The following is a 17,898-nucleotide window of genomic DNA, read 5'->3' as shown; positions in this document are numbered from 1 at the left end:
CGGCGGTCCTGGTGCCTCTTCGCGATGCGCCTGGGCCGCCTGACGGGATGACGATATGACAGAATTAATCTTGCAAGCCCTGTATTCGGGCTTGCTGCAGGGCGGCTCCTACGCCCTGATCGCACTGGGACTGGCGCTGGTCTTCGGCACCATGAAAGTGATCAACCTGGCGCACGGCGAACTGGTGCTGCTGGCCGCCTACATCGCCTACAGCGTGGAGTCCGGCCTGGGCCTGGGGCCGATGTTCGCCATTCCCATCGCGCTGGTGATCGTCAGCCTGACGTCCGTGGGCGTCTACCTGATCGTCAGCCGCATCAAGAAGGACCGCGAAATCAATTCGCTGATCCTTACCTACGGCATCGGCGTGATACTCACCAATTTCATTTTGCTGGTATGGAAGGCCGACATCCGCTCGACCTCATCGAGCTGGCTGCAGGAAGGCTTCGAGATCGGCCCGTTTTTCAGCATGCGCAGTGAAGTGATTTTCTTTGGCGTCAGCCTGGTGCTGATGGCGGCCCTGTGGCGCTGGCTGTCGACCAGCTGGTATGGCCGCGCCGTGCGCGCCGTGTCCAGCAACCGCGACGCGGCCAAGCTGATGGGCATCGATCCGGGCCGCACGGAACTGGTGTCGTTTCTGGTCGCCGGCATCCTGGCCGCCTTCGCCGGCGTCGCCTTGTTCAGCTATGGCGTGATCCAGCCGGCCTACGGCGGCGCGCTGACGGTGAAAGCCTTCATCATCACGGTACTGGCCGGCATCGGCTCGATTCCCGGCGTGCTGCTGGCCGCCGTGCTGCTGGGCGTGGCAGAAGCCTTGACCGTCACCCTGGCCAGCTCCGCGCTGCAGGAATTGTCGGGCATGGTGCTGTTCCTGCTGGTGCTGTTCATCATGCCGAACGGCCTGTTCGGCGCACAACGGAGGCGCGGATGAAGCGCTCGACACTGATTTCAACGGCCGGCCTGCTGCTGGCAGCGTATGTCGCCGTGCCGCTGGCCCTGGGCGCCAACCAGTATGTGATGAGCATGGTGGTGGCGGCCCTGATCATCGGCGGCGTGGCCATGTCCTGGGCCCTGCTGGGCAACCTGGGCGGCATGGTCAGCTTCGGCCACGCCGCATTCTTCGGCGTGGGCGCGTATGTCTCCGCGCTGGCCACCGTGAAACTGGGCGTGCCCGTGTTTGCCGCCATGCTGCTGGGCGGCGCGGGCGCGGCCATCGCCGCCGTCATCATGCTGCCCGTGCTGCGGCTGCGCGGGCCGTATTTTGCGCTGGCCATCCTCGCCTACGCCCACATCTTCCGCATCCTGGCCACGGAATGGAGTGCCGTGACGGGCGGCGCCGGCGGCATCAACAATATCCCGGCTTTACCCACCGTCTTCGGCTTCGACCTGGCCAGCAAGACGGGCGCCTACCTGGTGGTGCTGACCCTGGTGGTGGCGTGCGCCTTTGCCTACAGCCGCATCCGCGCCAGCCACTACGGCATCGCCCTGCGCGCCATGCACGACAGCGAAGACGCCACGCGCGTCGTCGGCGTCAACAGCACCTTGCTGAAAGGCGCGATGCTGCTCGTGTCGGCCTTCATGGCGGGCCTGTTCGGCGCCTTCAACGCCCACTACATCAACTTCCTCGAGCCCGACTACGCCTTCAACAGCCTGTGGGTGACCTTGCCGATCGTGGCGGCCATCTTCGGCGGCTACCGCACGATACTCGGCCCCGTGCTGGGCGCCGTCGTGGTCTACCTGGTCGACCAGCTCATTTTCAAGTCGCTGATCCCCACCGGCCACCAGCTGGTGCTGGGCATGCTGCTGGTGGCGATGATCGTCTTCAGCCCGAACGGCTTGCTGCCGCTGCTGCAAAAATGGCTGAAAAACACCTTCAAAGCGAAGGAGAAACAACATGCTTGAACTCGATAATGTGTCCGTGCGCTTCGGCGGCCTGACGGCCGTCGATTCTGTCACGTTAAAAGTGGGCAGCCACGACGTGATCGGCCTGGTGGGCGCGAACGGCGCCGGCAAGACCACCCTGTTCAACGCCATTTCCGGCCTGGTGCGCCCCACCGGCGGCAGCATCCGCTTCGAGGGACGCGACATCATGGCCACGCCCATGTACCAGCGCGCGCGCCTGGGGCTGGGCCGCACCTTCCAGATCCCGCAACCGATGCATGAATTGACGGTGCGCGAAAACCTCGTCGTGGCGCAGCGCTTCGGCACGGGCAAGGTGGACATGCGCAAGATCGATGAAATCCTCGATTTCACGAGCCTGGCGGACAAGGCGCAGCGCGACGCGGCCAGCGAACTGGCGCTGACGGAATTGAAAGCGCTGGAAGTGGCCAAGGCACTGGCCACCAATCCGAAACTGCTGCTGTTAGACGAAGTGCTGGCGGGCCTGGAAACGAACGGCAAGCGCCGCTTCATGGGCATGCTCAAGGACTTGCACGCCGCCTTTGGCGTGGGCATCGTCATGATCGAGCACGACATCGAGACCATCAGCAATCTGTGCCAGCGCGTGGCCGTGCTCAATTTTGGCCAGCTGATCGCCGACGGCACGCCCGATTGCGTCTTCCGCGATCAGGCCGTCATCGAAAGCTATACGGGAGCCGCTCATGCCTGAAACGATGCTTGAAACGATGCTTGAAGTAAATAATCTGCGCGCCGGCTATGGCGCCATCAATGTGCTGTGGGATGTGTCGCTCTCGATCCGGAAGGGCAAGCTGACCACCATCATCGGCCCGAACGGGGCCGGCAAGACGACCCTGCTGCGCGCCATCATGGGCCTGCTGCCCGTGGACGCGGGCAGCATCGCGCTCGACGGCACGCCCATCAACGGCACGCCCACCTGGAAGATGAGCGATGCACGCGTGACGATGATCCCCGAGGGGCGCATGACGTTCCGCGACATGAGCGTGGAAGAAAACCTGATCATGGGCGCGTTTCCGAAGGAGCACCGCAGCCACATGCCGGCGCGCCTGGCCGAAGCCTACGCCATGTTCCCGCGCCTGCACGAGCGCCGCAGGCAGCTGGCCGGTTCATTGTCCGGCGGCGAGGCGCAGATGCTGGCGATGGCGCGGGGATTGATGTCGGATCCGTCGTTATTGATCATCGACGAGCCGTCGCTGGGCCTGGCGCCGCTGGTGGTCAACGAGCTGTTCGAGATCCTCGCGCGCCTGAACGACGGCAAGCGCACCATCATTTTAGTGGAGCAGAACACGGCGCGCGCCGTCGGCGTGGCCGATCACGTCTACCTGATGCAAAGCGGTAAGGTGGCGCTGTCGCAGGCGGCGGTTGATGTCGACCTCGAACATCTGCATGCGCTGTATTTTGCACGCTGAGCGGCATGGCCGCCGCCGAGGTTGAGCGGCCTGCGGCCATCACTCCTCATCGTCGTCCTCGTCGTCGTCGTCGGCCAGCTTGTCAAACACCTGCAGCTCGGCCTTGCTCAGTCCCGTCATCACGAAGGGATCATCGGCAGGAAAGCGGCCCGTATCGAGCAGCATGCGCAGCTTGCTCAAGCGCTCGCCCAGCGCCAGCGCCTGCGCCTGCGGATCGGCATCGGCTTGCCCCACCTGAGCGATCGCGCGGGTGACGGACACGGGAAACTCCCATAATTCCGCGATCCGTACCGACAAGATGCGCGCTTGCGCAAACACCTGGGCAATGAAGGCGTCCGATTGCGGAAAGGCATCGGGCGCATGCATCTGGTCGATCAGCCGGAAGGCCACCACCAGGCCGACATTGGCCATCAGTCCCGCCAGATAGGCGTCGAAGGCGTTGGCCTGCATGGCCGGCGCGACCAGGTTGGCCGCCAGTGCACATTTCTCGGACTGGCGCCAGATCAGCGGCGCCGTGCGTATGGTCAGGCCGCCGCTTTGCATGCTGACGACGGGACGGAAGGCGACGCGGGCGAGCAGCATGCGCATGCCGTTTTGCCCGAGCAGCATGATGGCGCCTTCCATGTTGTTGATCGACGGGCTGGCGTTGTAGCGCGAATGGTAGCGGGGGCGGTTCGCTTCGCGGTAGACCTCGGCGACCAGCAGTACGTCCTGGGCCAGCTGGGCCGACAGCTTGGCCGCACTCATGTTTTCATCTTGCAAGGTACGCATCAGCTGGGGAATGATGGCCGGAATGCGCGGTATCAGCGCAGCGCCAGCGACCGGTTCACGGACCAGGCGCGCCAATTCGTCCAGAATCTGCTGTTCCGCCTCCGCCGGCGCCTGCGCCGAACCGGCGGCCGCCAGCCAGCGGTAGTAAATGGCATCGATTTCGGTGATGGTGGCCGGCTGCCGTGCCGCCTCGGGCGCCGCCGCTGCCGTGAGGTGCGCAGCCTTGTCGCCGCCGCTCAGTAATTTTCCTATCCAACCCATTTTATTCTTCCAGCCCTATGTGCATCACTATCGCGAAATCCGCCCCGCGATTTTACTTGATGACAGCGGCGCCGGTGCGGCGGGCGTGAGCGCTTTGTCCACCTGCCGCAACATGCTAAAGTAGCATGACATGCCCCCTGTCCTGCCTAACCAGCGATCCATCATGAACAATCCACTTGCGCACTACATCACCAGCCAGGCGTACAACAACGCCTGGGCCAACCACCGCCTGCTGAAAGCTTGCGGGCAGCTGACCCGGGCCGAGTTTCAGGCCACGCGCGTCAGTTTTTTTCCCACCATCCAGTTCACCTTGAACCACATCCTCACATGCGACTGGTTTTATCTCGACGCGCTCGAGCGCGAGATGCGCGGCGAAGCGCCCCATCCCGACTGCTACGTCTTCTTTGCACAGGATGAACCGTTCACCGATTGCGCGGCCCTGCACGCGGCGCAGCGCGCATCGGACCTGCGCCTGATCGCCCATTGCCGCAGTCTGTGCGACCTTGACCTGGCGCGGCCCGTGACGATCTTGCGCGACACGCCGCAAGTCGACACGCGCCAACGCCTGCTGGCGCATGTGTTCCAGCACCAGATCCACCACCGGGGGCAAGTGCACGCCATGCTGGCCGGCACGCGCATCGCGCCGCCGCAGCTCGACGAATTCTATTGCGCCGGCGAAGCGGACGAGCGGGCGCAAGATTTTCTGGAACTGGGCTGGACGGAAGACGAGGTGTGGGCAGAACGCTGAGTTACTCCTCGCCGTGGCAGCAGACGCACAGCTTGTTGCCATCGAGGTCGCGGAAGTAGGCGCCATAGTAATTATCGTGGTAATGGGGGCGCAAGCCAGGCGGCCCCTCGCACACGGCGCCCAGCGCCAGCACGGCCTGGTGGCAGCGGTCCACCTGCGCGCGGCTGGCCGCCAGCAAGGCCGTCATCTGGCCATTGCCGGACGTAGCCGGCAAGCCGTCGTGCGGCGCCGTCAGCACGAACAGGGGACGCGGCGCCTGCCGCGCCATCCAGCCCGCCCAGGGCTTGGCCGGATCATGAAATTTTTCGATCAGGTCGAGTTCTCCCAGCAAGGCCGTATAGAAGGCGTAGGCGCGGGGAAAGTCGTTGGTGCCGAGGCAGAGATGGGACAGCATGCTGCTCCTTCATGGTTAGAAACGGGTGTGCGGCGGAATGCGCCAGCTGATTATAATGGCGCATCTCTTTCGGACCAGATCCCATGCCAGACATCGACCGCCTCCAATTGTCCCCTCCGACCAGCGCCGACCTCTCCGCCTTGCTCGCCTTCGAGCTGGACAACCGCGCCTATTTTGAATCCTGGGTCACGGCCCGGGCGCCGTCCTACTATAGCGAGGAAGCCATCGCCGCCGCCATCGAGCAGGCGCAGCGCGAGCGCGAGCAGGACCGCGCCTACCAGTATCTGGCCAGGCTGGACGGACAAATCATCGGCAGGGTCAACCTGACGGCCGTCACGCGCCCGTATTTCAACAAGGCAGCTCTCGGTTACCGCATCGGCGAACGATTCGGCGGACGCGGCTATGCCACGCGCGTCGTGGCCCTGCTGCTGGAAGAAGCGTTCGGTCCACTGGAACTGTGGCGCCTGGAAGCGACGGCGCGGCCGCAAAACCTGGGCTCGGTCGCGGTCATGCAGCGCAACGGCTTTCACCAGTATGGGCGCTCGGAAAAAGCCATGCATTTCCAGGGCGCTTGGTCGGACTTGCTGTATTTTGAACGGCGCAACGAGCACGCCAACATGGAATAAACCGAGCAGTTGCTCTATTGTGAGGCCGCTTCTGCCCTGATGTTATAAAATAGGCAAATATCACATTCAGGGAACAATATGCACAATACAGATAAAAAAGCCTACCTCGTCGGCGGCGGCATCGGCTCGCTGGCCGCGGCCGCCTTCATGATACGCGACGGCGGCATGCAAGGCAGCAACATCACCATCTTCGAAGCGGCGCCCGTGACGGGCGGCAGCCTCGATGGCGGCGGCAATGCCGAGGATGGCTACACCTTGCGCGGCGGGCGCATGCTGACCACCGACAATTACGAATGCACGTGGGACTTGTTCAAGAGCATCCCCTCGCTCGAGCATGCGGGCCAGAGCGTCTACGACGAAACCATCGCCTTCAACGAACGGCATATTCCCCACTCGCGCGCGCGCCTCGTTGACCGCAACCGTTTCAAGGTCGACGTCAGCAGCATGGGCTTTTCCATGCAGGACAGGCTGGAACTGCTGAAGCTGACGGAAGCCGATGAAGACGTCCTGGGCAGCAGCGCCATCACGGACTGGCTCTCGCCCGCATTTTTCGACACCAAGTTCTGGACCATGTGGGCCACCACGTTCGCCTTCCAGCCCTGGCACAGCGCCGTCGAGTTCAAGCGCTATCTGCACCGTTTCATGATGGAGTTTTCGCGCATCGAGACGCTGGCCGGCGTCAAGCGCACCGTCTACAACCAGTACGATTCGCTGGTGCGTCCGCTGGTCGCGTGGCTGCAGGAGCAAGGCGTGAACGTCATCATGGATTGCGCGGTAACCGATATCGAAGTGCAGGAATCCGAAGGCCGCCTGAGCGCCACCGCCATTGCCTGCCAGCGCCGCGGCATGGCCGACGTGATTCCTGTCGCTGCCGGCGACCTGGTCTTTTTCCAGAATGCCTCGATGACGGATGCATCGAGCTATGGCAGCATGCACAGCGCGCCGGCCAAGCGCACGAAGAACGACAGCCACGGCTGGCGCCTGTGGGAAAAGCTGGCCGAGGGCCGCCCGCAACTGGGTCGCCCCGCCGCCTTCAACAGCAGCATTCCCGAATCGTACTGGGCCTCGTACACGGTCACCCTGAAAGACAGCGCCTTCTTCGACAGGATGGAACAATTCACGGGCAACAGCGCGGGCACGGGCGGCCTCGTCACCTTCAAGGACAGCAACTGGTTCATGTCCATCGTGCTGGCGCACCAGCCCCATTTCGCGGGCCAGCCCGAGGGCGTGCAAGTGTTCTGGGGCTATGCGCTGCACCCCGACCGCATCGGCAACTTCGTCGCCAAGCCCATGTCCGACTGCAGCGGCGAGGAAATCCTGCGCGAGCTGTGCGGCCATCTGAATTTCGACCTCGACATGATGGCCACGGCCAACTGCATTCCCTGCCGCATGCCCTACATCACCAGCATGTTCATGCCCCGCGCAAAAAGCGACCGCCCGCTGCCCGTGCCGGCCGGCTCCGTCAACCTGGCCTTCGTGAGCCAGTTCGTGGAAATCGCCGACGATGTCGTGTTTACCGTGGAATACTCGGTGCGCGCGGCGCAGACGGCCGTCTACCAGCTGCTCGGCGTGCAGCGCGACGTGCCGGCCATCCACGCGCACGACAAGTCGCTGAAGGTCAAGCTCGATGCCGTCATCAAGGCCTTCACATAAGCCATTTTCCCGCGCCAACGTCGTTTTCATCCTATCGGGCGCGCCTTTGTGACAGCGCAAAGCACGGCGATATCGGACTGATAACGTCAAGGTCCGGGAATCTTCCCTACCTTGCCAAGTCCAACATGAAACTGCGGCTACGCCTGTTCGAACATGTGCTGCTGGTGCTGGCCTTGGCCCTCGTCATCTTTGCCGCCGCCATCGTGCTGGCACGCATGACGCAATGGGCGGAAGCGCAGGAATTGCCCGCCTACCTGATACAGGGCATGCACCTGGTGGGCAAGGTGCTGTTTTTCCTGGACGGTTGCATCGTCATCGCCGTCAGCAGCATCCTGGCCGCCCGGCTGTTCCGCATGCTCACCAAGGAGGATGTATGAAGCACCTTCATTACCTGTTCACGCTCCGGCATCCGCGCCGTTTCTGGTGCAGCGCCCTCGTCATCGCCGTGGCCTCGGCCATCGTGCTGGGTCCCTGGCTCGACAGCATTCCATGGCTGGTGGCGATCCCCCTCGTGGCCGGCGGCCTGCTGGTGGCGCTGGGCGAACTGTGGGATGAAATGCATGGCAAGCGCCTGCCGAACGGCAACGACGACACGCAAGCGCCGTGCCGCCATCCCTGATGGCTGACACGGTGATGCGTGCACGCAACAGCGGTCACGCCATCGGCCCCGCATGCGCTGGATTTAAGACTGGCTTCAGCCTCGCCGTGCATCGTGCATAGGACGCCAGCAGCAATGGCGCCTCCCTACACCATCACGGGCACAGCCCAGCGAAAGAGCCGACATGAGCACATGGATGCGCGCCAACAAAGGTTTTTTGATGTTTCTCCTGCTGTTCGGCGTGTTCCGCACGGCCGTGGCGGACTGGAATCCCATCCCGTCGGCGTCCATGCGCCCCAATCTGCTCGAGGGCGACGTGGTCTTCGTCAACCGCCTCGCCTTCAACCTGAAAGTGCCGCTCACCGACATCGTGCTGCAGCGCCTGGGCGAACCGCAGCGGGGCGACATCGTTACGTTTTCCTCGCCGAAAGACGGCACGCGCTTGATCAAGCGCATCATCGCCCTGCCCGGCGACACGGTGGAAATGCGCAATGAACAGCTGGTCATCAATGGCCAGTCGGCCCAGTACACGGCGCTCGACACGGCGCCCGAAACCATCGCCCACGTGGGCCAGCTGACGGCGCAGCGCATCAGCGAGCGCAACGCGACCGAGCAGCACCGCATCCAGGTCTTGCCGCAAATCGCCGGTGCGGCGCGCAGCTTTGCCCCCGTGACGGTGCCGGCTGACCATTTCCTCATGCTGGGCGATAACCGCGACAACAGCGCCGACTCGCGCTACTTCGGTTTCGTGCCCCGCGCATTGCTGATCGGCAAAGCCGAACGCATCCTCGTCTCGGCTAATATCCAGGAGCATTGGCAGCCACGGCTGCAGCGTTTCGGCATGAAGCTCGAGTAAACCTCGCCCTCGCAACGGCGCCGCGCTTTTCGGTTAGCATGGCGCATCATGCACAACTTTCCTTCATCCAGCCAGCAGTGCGCCAGCGACGATGCCGCCCTCGAGCAGCTGGCGCAGTTCCTGCAGCGCCATCCCGACGTGCTGCTGCTGACGGGCGCCGGCATCAGCACGGCGTCCGGCATCCCCGCTTACCGCGACACGGAAGGCGTGCGGCGCGGCAATGCCCCCGTGCAAGGCCCCGATTTTCGCCGCCAGGAAGCCGTGCGCCGCCGCTACTGGGCGCGCAGCATGGTGGGCTGGCCGACCCTGGCGCGCGCCACGCCGAACCCGGGCCACCTGGCCATCGCGCAACTGGCGCAGCGCCAGTGCATCGGCGGCCTGGTCACGCAAAACGTGGATGGCCTGCATCAGCAGGCAGGCAGCGCCGCCGTCACGGAGTTGCACGGCAGCATACATGGCGTGATCTGCCTCGATTGCCGGACCCGCCATACGCGCCGCCTGATCCAGGATCAGCTCGAACGCGACAATCCCCGGATGCTGGGTGCCACGGCCACGCCGGCGCCCGACGGCGACGCCTTGCTGGAGCCGTCCCAGCTGGCCACCTTCCACGTGCCGGTGTGCCCCCGCTGCGGCGGCACCCTGCAGCCCGACGTGGTGTTTTTCGGCGATGGCGTACCCGCCGCCTGCGCGGCCGAAGCCGAAAGCAAGATGCACGCGGCCAGCGCCCTGCTGGTGGTGGGCTCGTCCGTCATGGTGTATTCGAGCTTTCGCCTATGCCGCATGGCGGCCGAAACGGGCAAGCCCGTGGCCGCCATCAACATGGGCAAGACGCGCGCCGACCATTTGCTGGCATTCAAGACCGATGCCCCGGCACAAGACATCTTGCCTGCATTAGCGGCCATGCTGGAGTGATCCCGTGCCGGCCCCGCGCCGCTCTGGCTATACTGTGCAATTAACGAGGAGAATTCATGCTGGAACTGTTGAGTGAACACGCCTGTTTTGGCGGCGTACAACGCTTTTATCGCCACGACGCGCAAGCCATCGGCTTGCCTATGCGTTTCTCGGCCTTCATTCCGGACACGGCGCCAGGCAGCGCCGTCAGCACCAAACGCCCCGCCCTGTTTTACCTGGCGGGCCTGACCTGCACGGAAGAAACGTTCATGATCAAGGGCGGCGCGCAGCGCGTGGCGGCCGAGGAAGGCTTGATCCTGATCGCGCCCGATACCAGCCCCCGTGGCGCCAACATCGCGGGCGAGAGCGAATCCTGGGATTTCGGCGCGGGCGCCGGCTTTTACGTGGACGCCACCGAGGCGCCCTGGAGCCGCCACTACCGCATGTACAGCTACATCCTGGAATTGCGCGCCTTGCTGGAACAGGAACTGGCGATCGATGCGCAACGCACGGGCATTTTCGGCCACTCGATGGGCGGCCACGGCGCGCTGGTGCTGGCCCTGCGCAACCCGGACCTGTTCCGCTCCGTCTCCGCCTTCGCCCCCATCGCCGCGCCGAGCCAATGTCCGTGGGGCAAAAAGGCATTCACGGGCTACCTGGGCAGCAACGAAGCCAACTGGCAGCCGTACGATGCCAGCGCGCTGATGCGCGGGCTGCAGGGCCGGCCGACACTGTTCCCCGAAGGCATCTTGATCGACCAGGGCCTGGCCGACAAATTCCTGCCCGAGCAACTGTTCCCCGAGGTGTTCGAAGCGGCATGCCGCGATGCCGGCCAGCCCTTGCGGCTGCGCCGTCATGCCGGCTACGACCACGGCTATTACTTCATCGCCAGTTTCATGGAAGAGCACGTGCGCTTCCATGCGCGCACGCTGCGCGCCGCCTGATCTGCCGCCTTACTGCGCCGTGCTGGTATGCCCGTTGAAATGGCGCGTGTACCAGTCCGTGGCCAGCAGGGCCGCCTGGTGGCGCGTGTCGGGGCCGCCAGGCGCGGCGATCTGTTCCAGCTGCTTGTCGCAGCGCAAGGTGGCAAACGCCATGCGGTTCAGTCCGGCCACGTCGGGGTCGCGCCCGCCCACGATCAGCAACGATGGCACGCGCACGTTTTCCAGCGCCGCCTTGCCCGCCATTTCCACCTGGCCATCGCACACGGCCAGCGCGGCGATCTCCGCGCTGCGCCAGGCCGCCAGCTGCATCACGACGGCGGCGCTGGTGCCATAGCCATACAGGCCGCAGGGCAAGCGTCGGGTGGACGGGTCGATTTGCAGCCAGCTCAGGGCTTTTTCCAGCTGGCGCGCCAGCAGCACGATATCGCTGCGCACGAAGTAGGCGTGGCCATTGCTGCCGCCGCCAGGCTCGATACCGCCCTGATCGAAGCGCAAGGTGGCGATGCCCGCTCGCAAAAAATCCTGGGAAGTGGCGTGGCTGGAGGCGCCCAGATAGTCGCTATCGGCGCCCGCGCCGTGGGCAAACAGGACGATGCCCACGGGCCGCTCGGGCATTTCAAGCACGCCGTCCATTTGAAGTTCATCGGCCGTGATGCTGACAAATTGTTCTTGCATGGCTGCCTCCGCTATCGAGCTGAAATCAAGCTGCTATTGCACAGATTTTGCGCTGATCTTGCCGGAACGGGCACCGCCTGCGCGCCCTGAGCGGCAAGCCCCAGTGTACCAGCCTGCGTCCGTTCGCGCGCGGCGCACGTCAAATTCGCCCTGCGCCCGCATCAGACGGCGCCGTGCCGGTCCAATCCCTTCAGCACGGCTTCCGGACGGATCGGCAAATGCCGCACGCGCGAGGCCACGGCGGCGAAGATGGCGTTGCCGATCGCGGGCGCCACGGCCGTCGTGGGCGGCTCGCCCATGCCCGTCGACGTTGCCGTGCTGGCCACGAATTCAATGTCGAGCTCGGGCACGTCGGCCATGCGCAACGGCGTGTAAGTGTTCAGGTTGGTATCCTTCACTTCGCCATTGAGAAAAGCCGTGCCTTCGTGCAAGGCCATGCTCACGCCCCACAAAGCGCCCCCTTCCGCCTGCGCCAGCGCGCCATCGGGATCGACGATGCTGCCCGCGTCGATCACCATGAACAGCTTTTCGACTTTCACCATGCAAGTGCTGCGGTCCACTTTCACCCGGGCAACGCAGGCCGTCCAGGTGGGCATGTCGCGTTCCTGGCCGAACGTGGCGGCGATGCCCAGGCCCGTGTCGGGCGGCATGGCCGTGCCCCAGCCCGCCTTGTCCGCCACCCGCCGCAGCACGTGGGCCAGGCGCGCGGCGCCGCCGACGGCATTCGGCGCGCTGCCCGCATTGCGCCCCGTGGCCTGCAGCAAGGACAAACGAAACGCCAGCGGGTCGACCTTGGCCGCCTGCGCCGCCTCGTCCATGAAGCTTTCCACTGCCCAATTCGTCCAGCCCGGCCCCACGGAGCGCAGCCAGCCGGGGCGGAAACTGCTGTTGGCCAGGTCGTTCGACACGGCCCGCACGCGCTGCGCGCCCACCGCATACCAGTGGTCGGCGCCGGCGATGGCGAACGGGTCGTATGGATGGCCCTGCTTATCCTTGGCCAGCAAGGCGGGGATCATCGCTTGCGTGGGCCAGCCCGCGCTGGCCTCGTGCACCATCGCCGACACCTTGCCGGCGTCGTCGAACGCCATGCGCACATGCTGCACGGACGGCGAACGGGGCGAATCGAAACGGGCATCGTCGGACCGCGTGCAGATCATCTTGACGGGGCGCCCCACGGCTTGCGCCGCCAGCGCGGCCGGCACGCAATAATCGCCGTTCAGGCGCCGCCCGAAGCCGCCGCCAAGCAGATAGGTATGCAGCATGACCTTGCTCTCCGGCACCTTCAACGCCTGCGCCAGCACGGGCAGGATCAACGATTGCCATTGATTGCCCGCATGGATATGCCAGACGCCGTCGACTTCCTGGGCCAGCGCGTTCACGGGTTCCAGCTGGAAATGCAGCACGGTGCTGGTCGTGTAATGGCGTTCCAGCTGCAGGCTGGCATCCTTGAACGCTTGCTCCACGCCATCATCGTCGACCACGCGGGCGCCCAGGCTCGCGTCGGCCAGCTGCTTGCCCGCATAGCTGACGATATCCTGCTCCGACACGTGGGCGGCCGCGCCGGCCCGCCATTTCACCTGCACCAGATCGGCCGCGCGCATGGCGGCCGCATACGTTTCGGCCACCACCATGACCCAGCCGGGCACCGTGCCGCTGGGGTCCTGCAGCGCCACGCTGCGCAGATAGCCGTTCACTTTCTTTGCCGCCGAGTCGTCGATGGAGACCACCCTGGCACCGTAGCGCGTGGGCGGGATCTTCGGACGCGCGTACAGCATGCCCTCCACCTGCGCATCGATGCCGTACACGGCCGTGCCATTGATTTTCGCGGGGATATCGAGCGCCTGCACCTGCTGGCCGATCAGCCTGCGCTGCTGCGGCGTTTTCAGCACGATGGCTTTCAGTTGCTCGGGCGTGTACTGGCGCGCCAGCTTGCCACGGCGCACGATGTCGCCATAGCTGATCGAGCGTCCCCGGCCATGCACGACGCCCAGCCGGGCGTGGCAGGCGGACACGGGCACGCGCAGCAGGCGCGCGCCCTCCTCGACCAGCGCGAGGCGCCCGGCCGCGCCGGCTCGGCTGAGCGGATCGAAGTTCTGCCAGACGGACCAGCTTCCGCCCGTCACCATCAAGCCCCATTTCGGGTCCGTGTCCACGTAATGCAGGCGTACCTTGCTCCAGTCCGCTTCCAGCTCTTCGGCAACGATGCGCGCCAGGGCCGTGCCGATGTGCTGGCCCATTTCCGCCTTGGCGATATTGACGGTGACGATGCCGTCCCGGCCGATCTGGAACCAGATGCTGGGATCGAACTCGGGCGCGGTGGACTTTGTCGGCGGCGCGGGCGCCGCCTTGCCTGCGGCCGATGAGCTGTCCGCGCGCAGGAAGGCCAGGGTAAACCCCGTGCCGGCGGCGGCGATCAGGAAGCCGCGTCGGCCCGGCGAGGGAGCGCGGGTCCCTGAATTTTCTTTCGGCAACTTAAACACCGGGCGCCTCCTGCATGCCGGCCGCCAGCTTGATCGCCTTGCGGATGCGCACATACGCCATGCAGCGGCACAGGTTGCCGCTCATGACGGCATCGATATTCGCATCGGTCGGCTGCGGATAGTCTTTCAACAAGGTAGCCGCCTGCATGATCTGGCCCGACTGGCAATAGCCGCACTGGGGCGCCTGCGTGGCAAGCCACGCCCGCTGCAGCGGATGCGTGCCGTCCGGCGAAAGGCCTTCGATGGTGGTGATGGCACAACCGGCCACGGCGGCAATCGGCGTGATGCACGAGCGCATGGCGCGCCCATCGACGTGCACGGTGCAGGCGCCGCACATGCCGATGCCGCAGCCAAACTTGGTGCCTTTTAAATGGGCTTCGTCGCGCAGTACCCACAGCAGCGGTGTTTCGGCGTCGGCCTCGGTGCCGAAGGGCTGGCCATTGACGGTAATGTTATACATAAATATTTAAGACACTTTCAAGTATCACTTGCCGGCGCGTGCGCGTGCCACGGCCGCTTCCAGGTTCGTCCAGGCCGGCTGGTGGCTGCGGCTGCGGCGCAGATAGGCGGCCAGGTTGGCCACGTCGTTGTCCGTCAGCGAGGCGGCAAAGCCCGGCATCAGCACGCCGGACATGGCTTCGTCCTTGCCGATGCCATGCAATATCACCTGGATCAGGTTGGCGGGATCGGGCGCGCTGACGGCGCTGTTCAGGCTCAGTTCCGGGCGCAAGGCCGCGGGTTTTCCATCGCTGTTCGAATGGCACGACGCGCAGGCGGCCACGTACAGGCTGGCGCCACGGTCATTGTCGACCAGGCTGACGCGCTGCGAGCGTTCGATGCCGGCTTTCACCACGGCATCCGCATCCACCTTGCGCTGCTCGGCCCCGGCCACGCCGGCAAAATACACGGACAAGGCACGGATATCGCTATCGGGCGACGCGCCCATGCCTTCGTGCACGACGGCCGACATGGGCCCTGCCGCCACGCCGTGCAGGGCCGTCGCCCCCGTGCGCAAAAACGCGTACAGCTCGTCCTGCGTCCACGGCAGGGGCGCCGTGTTGGCGCCGGTCAAGGCCGGCGCATACCAGTGGTCGATGGACGCGCCCAGATAGGCCGAACCGGCAAGCTCGGCACCCAGCGCATTGCGCGGCGTGTGACAGGCGGCGCAATGGGCCAGACCCTCGGCCAGATAGCGGCCCCTGTTCCAGTCCAGCCCTTGCGCGGGATCCAGTCGATAGCTGGCCGGCTTGAAAAACAGCAGCTTCCAGCCAGCCTGTAGCGGCCGCAAGTTCAGGGGGAACGGCACGCTGTTGGCGGGCGCGGCCGCATACACGGGCGGGCGCGTCATGAAATACGCGTACAGGGCCGTCAGGTCGGCGTCCGAGACCAGGTTGAAATGGGTGTACGGAAAGACGGGATACAAATGCGCGCCATCGCGGCCCACTCCTTCGCGCATGGCCCGCTGGAAGGCGGCCAGCGACCAGCGGCCGATGCCCGTCTGCCTGTCGGGCGTGATATTCGTCGCATAGATCGTGCCGAACGGCGTGGCCAGGCCGTGGCCGCCCGCGTACTCGGCGCCGCCCCTGGCCGTATGGCAGGCGGCGCAATTGCCCATGCCAGCCAGGATACGGCCCCGCTCCACCACTTGCGGGGAAAAAGCCGTGGCGGCGGGCGGATCGATGGGCGCCAGCGCGGGGCGCCAGTAATACAGGTAGGCGGCCAGCGCCGCGACGATGAGCAATGCCAGCGACAGCAGCAGGCCGGTGAGGATTTTCTTGAGCAAAACAGGAACCAATGAAAAGTAAAGGCCAGGGTAAAAGCAAGGCGCACGGACCGCCAGCCAATGGCGGCCGCAACAAGGCCACAGTGACAATCTTACCGCGATTGTGACTTGTTGTATGTACGCAATGACACGGAGGTCGTGCCGCAGGCGGGCTGCGCCTTATAATCAGCGTTTCAGCACGCCGCCGCTTCTTCATGCATACCGTTACCATCATCCTCATCCTCGTGTTGACCGTCGTCCTGTGCGGCTTTCTCGCCCGCTCGCGCTGGGTCAAGCTGCCGCTGCCGCTGATCCAGATCGCCGGCGGTACGGGATTAGCCCTGTTTGGCGTGCAAGTGCCGCTCGATCCCGACATCTTCTTCCTGCTCTTCATTCCGCCGCTGCTGTTTCTCGATGGCTGGCGCATTCCCAAGGGCGCCTTCTTTTCCGACGCGCGCTCGATCCTGATGCTGGCCATCGGCCTGGTGCTGTTTACCGTGCTGGGCATGGGTTTCTTCATCGACTGGCTGATCCCCAGCGTGCCGCTGGCCGTCGCCTTCGCGCTCGGCGCCATCCTGTCGCCGACGGACCCCGTGGCCGTCTCGGCCATCGCGGCAGGCAATCCCATCCCGCCGCGCCTGATGCACATCCTGGAAGGCGAATCCTTGCTCAATGACGCTTCGGGCCTCGTCTGCTTCACGTTTGCCGTGGGCGCCATGATGACGGGCGGCTTTTCCATCGGCGCCGCCTCGCTGAGTTTCCTGCAGGAAGCGGGCGGCGGCATCGTCATCGGCCTGGGCATCTCCTGGGGCGTGGGCCTGGCGAATAAATGGCTGGTGAGCAAGGTTGGCGAAGAGCCTGGCCTGCAAATCCTCATCAGCATCCTGATCCCGTTCGCCGCCTACCTGGGCGCCGAGCAAATCCACGGCTCCGGCATCCTGGCCGCCGCCACGGCGGGCGTGTCCATGCATTATGCCGACCTGATCGGCCGTCCGCTGGCCGCCACGCGCACCCAGCGCAAGGCCGTCTGGGATACCGTGCAACTGGTCTTGAATGGCGTGATCTTCGTCATGCTGGGCGCGCAACTGCCCGCCACCGTGGCCGGCTTGCCGGCCGCATCGGCCGAAATCGGCGCCGGCAGCGCCTGGAAATTGCCGCTGTTCGTCATCGCCATCACGGTAGGGCTGACCTTCATGCGCTTCCTCTGGGTCTTCATCTCGATGAAACTGACCCTGTTCAAGCACCACAAGAAGGTGGCGGGCGAGCCGAAGGACGCGGCGCTGCTGGCGCGCCCCAGCCTGCGATTGCTGCTGGTGGCATCGTTCGCGGGCGTGCGCGGCGCGCTGACCCTGGCCGGCATCCTGACCTTGCCGCTGTTCCTGCCCGACGGCAATCGTTTCCCCGCGCGCGACCTCGTCATCTTCCTGGCTATGGGCGTGATTTTGCTGTCGCTGCTGCTGGCCAGCGTCACCCTGCCCCTGCTGACCAAGGGCCTCGTATTCGCGCCGCCCGCGCGCCGTTCGACGGAAGAGCGCAATGCCCGCGCCGCCGCCGCTGAAGCGGCCATCGCGCGGCTGGAAAAAGTGTGCGAAGGCATCGACAAGAATGACAAGCAGCAAGTCGTCACGGAGGCGGCCAACCGCCTGATCGAAGCCTACCGGCGCCGCCTCGCCTATGGCGAAAGCAGCAACGACGAGGCGATGCGCTTGCAGGAACTGGCCAAGGCCGAACGGGCGCTGCGCCTGGAAGCGCTCAATGCCGAGCGCGATGAACTGTTCCGCCGCCGCATCTCGGGCGAACTGGACGACACCATCCATTTGCGCCTGCTGCGCGAAATCGACTTGCTGGAAGCGACACTGGAAGAATAGCAACACTTTAGCGCGCCACGGCAGTGTTGATAAGTAATTCTCATGGTA

General features: G+C 65.0%; 19 protein-coding genes. 13 read left to right on the top strand and 6 right to left on the bottom strand.

The window, feature by feature from the left end:
• The first annotated feature begins 55 nt into the window (after positions 1 to 55).
• From IGS60_RS15660 to IGS60_RS15645, 4 genes are read left to right on the top strand one after another with little or no spacing between them, the layout of a single operon-like run.
• On the top strand, positions 56 to 928 hold the full coding sequence (locus tag IGS60_RS15660) for a branched-chain amino acid ABC transporter permease (RefSeq protein ID WP_035817692.1): 873 nt from the start codon (positions 56 to 58) through the stop codon (positions 926 to 928).
• Complete coding sequence (locus tag IGS60_RS15655; protein ID WP_230505393.1) at positions 925 to 1,899, top strand: branched-chain amino acid ABC transporter permease; 975 nt, start codon at positions 925 to 927, stop codon at positions 1,897 to 1,899. The genes IGS60_RS15660 and IGS60_RS15655 overlap by 4 nt, the downstream gene beginning before the upstream one ends.
• The gene (locus IGS60_RS15650) at positions 1,892 to 2,605 is read left to right on the top strand and encodes an ABC transporter ATP-binding protein (RefSeq protein ID WP_070218216.1); all 714 of its coding nucleotides are present in this window, start codon (positions 1,892 to 1,894) and stop codon (positions 2,603 to 2,605) included. The genes IGS60_RS15655 and IGS60_RS15650 overlap by 8 nt, the downstream gene beginning before the upstream one ends.
• A gap of 16 nt (positions 2,606 to 2,621) precedes the next feature.
• Positions 2,622 to 3,323 (top strand): ABC transporter ATP-binding protein, encoded by a 702-nt coding sequence (locus IGS60_RS15645; RefSeq protein ID WP_230505611.1) that lies wholly within the window; start codon positions 2,622 to 2,624, stop codon positions 3,321 to 3,323.
• A 39-nt stretch (positions 3,324 to 3,362) separates the two neighbouring features.
• On the opposite strand, the gene IGS60_RS15640 is transcribed toward IGS60_RS15645, so the two are convergent.
• A complete protein-coding gene (locus IGS60_RS15640) occupies positions 3,363 to 4,355 on the bottom strand; it encodes an HDOD domain-containing protein (protein ID WP_230505391.1) in 993 nt (330 codons plus the stop codon).
• A gap of 163 nt (positions 4,356 to 4,518) precedes the next feature.
• Between IGS60_RS15640 and IGS60_RS15635 the strand changes: the two genes are divergently transcribed.
• Complete coding sequence (locus IGS60_RS15635) at positions 4,519 to 5,103, top strand: DinB family protein (RefSeq protein WP_070289692.1); 585 nt, start codon at positions 4,519 to 4,521, stop codon at positions 5,101 to 5,103.
• Position 5,104: 1 nt separating this feature from the next.
• Here the strand turns inward: IGS60_RS15635 and IGS60_RS15630 are convergent, their stop codons facing one another.
• Positions 5,105 to 5,497, bottom strand: a complete 393-nt coding sequence (locus IGS60_RS15630; RefSeq protein ID WP_070218220.1) for a VOC family protein — start codon at positions 5,495 to 5,497, stop codon at positions 5,105 to 5,107.
• Positions 5,498 to 5,580: 83 nt separating this feature from the next.
• On the opposite strand from IGS60_RS15630, the gene IGS60_RS15625 reads away from it, so the two are divergent.
• From IGS60_RS15625 to fghA, 7 genes are all read left to right on the top strand, one after another.
• Positions 5,581 to 6,123, top strand: coding sequence for a GNAT family N-acetyltransferase (locus IGS60_RS15625; RefSeq protein WP_230505389.1), 543 nt, complete (start codon positions 5,581 to 5,583; stop codon positions 6,121 to 6,123).
• 78 nt (positions 6,124 to 6,201) lie between these two features.
• On the top strand, positions 6,202 to 7,776 hold the full coding sequence (locus IGS60_RS15620; protein ID WP_070218222.1) for an oleate hydratase: 1,575 nt from the start codon (positions 6,202 to 6,204) through the stop codon (positions 7,774 to 7,776).
• A 125-nt stretch (positions 7,777 to 7,901) separates the two neighbouring features.
• A complete protein-coding gene (locus IGS60_RS15615; RefSeq protein ID WP_070218223.1) occupies positions 7,902 to 8,153 on the top strand; it encodes a hypothetical protein in 252 nt (83 codons plus the stop codon).
• Positions 8,150 to 8,395 carry a hypothetical protein gene (locus IGS60_RS15610; protein WP_070289693.1) on the top strand — a complete coding sequence of 82 codons (246 nt, stop codon included), beginning with the start codon at positions 8,150 to 8,152 and terminating at the stop codon, positions 8,393 to 8,395. The genes IGS60_RS15615 and IGS60_RS15610 overlap by 4 nt, the downstream gene beginning before the upstream one ends.
• Positions 8,396 to 8,558: 163 nt before the next feature.
• Positions 8,559 to 9,230, top strand: a complete 672-nt coding sequence (gene lepB, locus IGS60_RS15605; protein WP_099408679.1) for a signal peptidase I — start codon at positions 8,559 to 8,561, stop codon at positions 9,228 to 9,230.
• 48 nt (positions 9,231 to 9,278) lie between these two features.
• Complete coding sequence (locus tag IGS60_RS15600) at positions 9,279 to 10,142, top strand: NAD-dependent protein deacetylase (protein ID WP_230505387.1); 864 nt, start codon at positions 9,279 to 9,281, stop codon at positions 10,140 to 10,142.
• A gap of 56 nt (positions 10,143 to 10,198) precedes the next feature.
• Positions 10,199 to 11,065 carry an S-formylglutathione hydrolase gene (gene fghA, locus IGS60_RS15595; RefSeq protein WP_306798490.1) on the top strand — a complete coding sequence of 289 codons (867 nt, stop codon included), beginning with the start codon at positions 10,199 to 10,201 and terminating at the stop codon, positions 11,063 to 11,065.
• Between the two features lie 9 nt (positions 11,066 to 11,074).
• Here the strand turns inward: fghA and IGS60_RS15590 are convergent, their stop codons facing one another.
• The 4 genes from IGS60_RS15590 to IGS60_RS15575 all read right to left on the bottom strand — a co-directional run bounded on the left by IGS60_RS15590 (position 11,075) and on the right by IGS60_RS15575 (position 16,003).
• Positions 11,075 to 11,740 (bottom strand): dienelactone hydrolase family protein, encoded by a 666-nt coding sequence (locus IGS60_RS15590; protein WP_070218228.1) that lies wholly within the window; start codon positions 11,738 to 11,740, stop codon positions 11,075 to 11,077.
• Between the two features lie 161 nt (positions 11,741 to 11,901).
• Positions 11,902 to 14,220, bottom strand: coding sequence for a molybdopterin cofactor-binding domain-containing protein (locus IGS60_RS15585; RefSeq protein WP_230505384.1), 2,319 nt, complete (start codon positions 14,218 to 14,220; stop codon positions 11,902 to 11,904).
• Positions 14,213 to 14,680, bottom strand: a complete 468-nt coding sequence (locus IGS60_RS15580; protein WP_070218230.1) for a (2Fe-2S)-binding protein — start codon at positions 14,678 to 14,680, stop codon at positions 14,213 to 14,215. The genes IGS60_RS15585 and IGS60_RS15580 overlap by 8 nt, the downstream gene beginning before the upstream one ends.
• A gap of 24 nt (positions 14,681 to 14,704) precedes the next feature.
• On the bottom strand, positions 14,705 to 16,003 hold the full coding sequence (locus tag IGS60_RS15575) for a cytochrome c (RefSeq protein WP_230505382.1): 1,299 nt from the start codon (positions 16,001 to 16,003) through the stop codon (positions 14,705 to 14,707).
• A 194-nt stretch (positions 16,004 to 16,197) separates the two neighbouring features.
• Here IGS60_RS15575 and IGS60_RS15570 point away from each other — a divergent pair, with 194 nt between their 5' ends.
• Positions 16,198 to 17,850, top strand: a complete 1,653-nt coding sequence (locus IGS60_RS15570; RefSeq protein ID WP_230505380.1) for a Na+/H+ antiporter — start codon at positions 16,198 to 16,200, stop codon at positions 17,848 to 17,850.
• Positions 17,851 to 17,898 lie beyond the last annotated feature (48 nt).

Origin of the sequence: Janthinobacterium sp. FW305-128, assembly GCF_020858135.1 — a bacterium.
GTDB lineage: Bacteria > Pseudomonadota > Gammaproteobacteria > Burkholderiales > Burkholderiaceae_D > Janthinobacterium.
The sequence above is the reverse complement of the archived record's forward strand: the minus strand, read 5'-3'. Positions and strand labels throughout refer to the sequence as shown.

Coding starts and splice junctions, on each gene's coding strand:
- fghA (WP_306798490.1), top strand. CDS start 10,199: ATGCTGGAACTGTTGAGTGAACACGCCTGTTTTGGCGGCGTACAACGC.
- IGS60_RS15630 (WP_070218220.1), bottom strand. CDS start 5,497: ATGCTGTCCCATCTCTGCCTCGGCACCAACGACTTTCCCCGCGCCTAC.
- IGS60_RS15650 (WP_070218216.1), top strand. CDS start 1,892: ATGCTTGAACTCGATAATGTGTCCGTGCGCTTCGGCGGCCTGACGGCC.
- IGS60_RS15635 (WP_070289692.1), top strand. CDS start 4,519: ATGAACAATCCACTTGCGCACTACATCACCAGCCAGGCGTACAACAAC.
- IGS60_RS15580 (WP_070218230.1), bottom strand. CDS start 14,680: ATGTATAACATTACCGTCAATGGCCAGCCCTTCGGCACCGAGGCCGAC.
- IGS60_RS15570 (WP_230505380.1), top strand. CDS start 16,198: ATGCATACCGTTACCATCATCCTCATCCTCGTGTTGACCGTCGTCCTG.
- IGS60_RS15655 (WP_230505393.1), top strand. CDS start 925: ATGAAGCGCTCGACACTGATTTCAACGGCCGGCCTGCTGCTGGCAGCG.
- IGS60_RS15610 (WP_070289693.1), top strand. CDS start 8,150: ATGAAGCACCTTCATTACCTGTTCACGCTCCGGCATCCGCGCCGTTTC.
- IGS60_RS15620 (WP_070218222.1), top strand. CDS start 6,202: ATGCACAATACAGATAAAAAAGCCTACCTCGTCGGCGGCGGCATCGGC.
- lepB (WP_099408679.1), top strand. CDS start 8,559: ATGAGCACATGGATGCGCGCCAACAAAGGTTTTTTGATGTTTCTCCTG.
- IGS60_RS15600 (WP_230505387.1), top strand. CDS start 9,279: ATGCACAACTTTCCTTCATCCAGCCAGCAGTGCGCCAGCGACGATGCC.
- IGS60_RS15590 (WP_070218228.1), bottom strand. CDS start 11,740: ATGCAAGAACAATTTGTCAGCATCACGGCCGATGAACTTCAAATGGAC.
- IGS60_RS15625 (WP_230505389.1), top strand. CDS start 5,581: ATGCCAGACATCGACCGCCTCCAATTGTCCCCTCCGACCAGCGCCGAC.
- IGS60_RS15645 (WP_230505611.1), top strand. CDS start 2,622: ATGCTTGAAGTAAATAATCTGCGCGCCGGCTATGGCGCCATCAATGTG.
- IGS60_RS15640 (WP_230505391.1), bottom strand. CDS start 4,355: ATGGGTTGGATAGGAAAATTACTGAGCGGCGGCGACAAGGCTGCGCAC.
- IGS60_RS15660 (WP_035817692.1), top strand. CDS start 56: ATGACAGAATTAATCTTGCAAGCCCTGTATTCGGGCTTGCTGCAGGGC.
- IGS60_RS15615 (WP_070218223.1), top strand. CDS start 7,902: ATGAAACTGCGGCTACGCCTGTTCGAACATGTGCTGCTGGTGCTGGCC.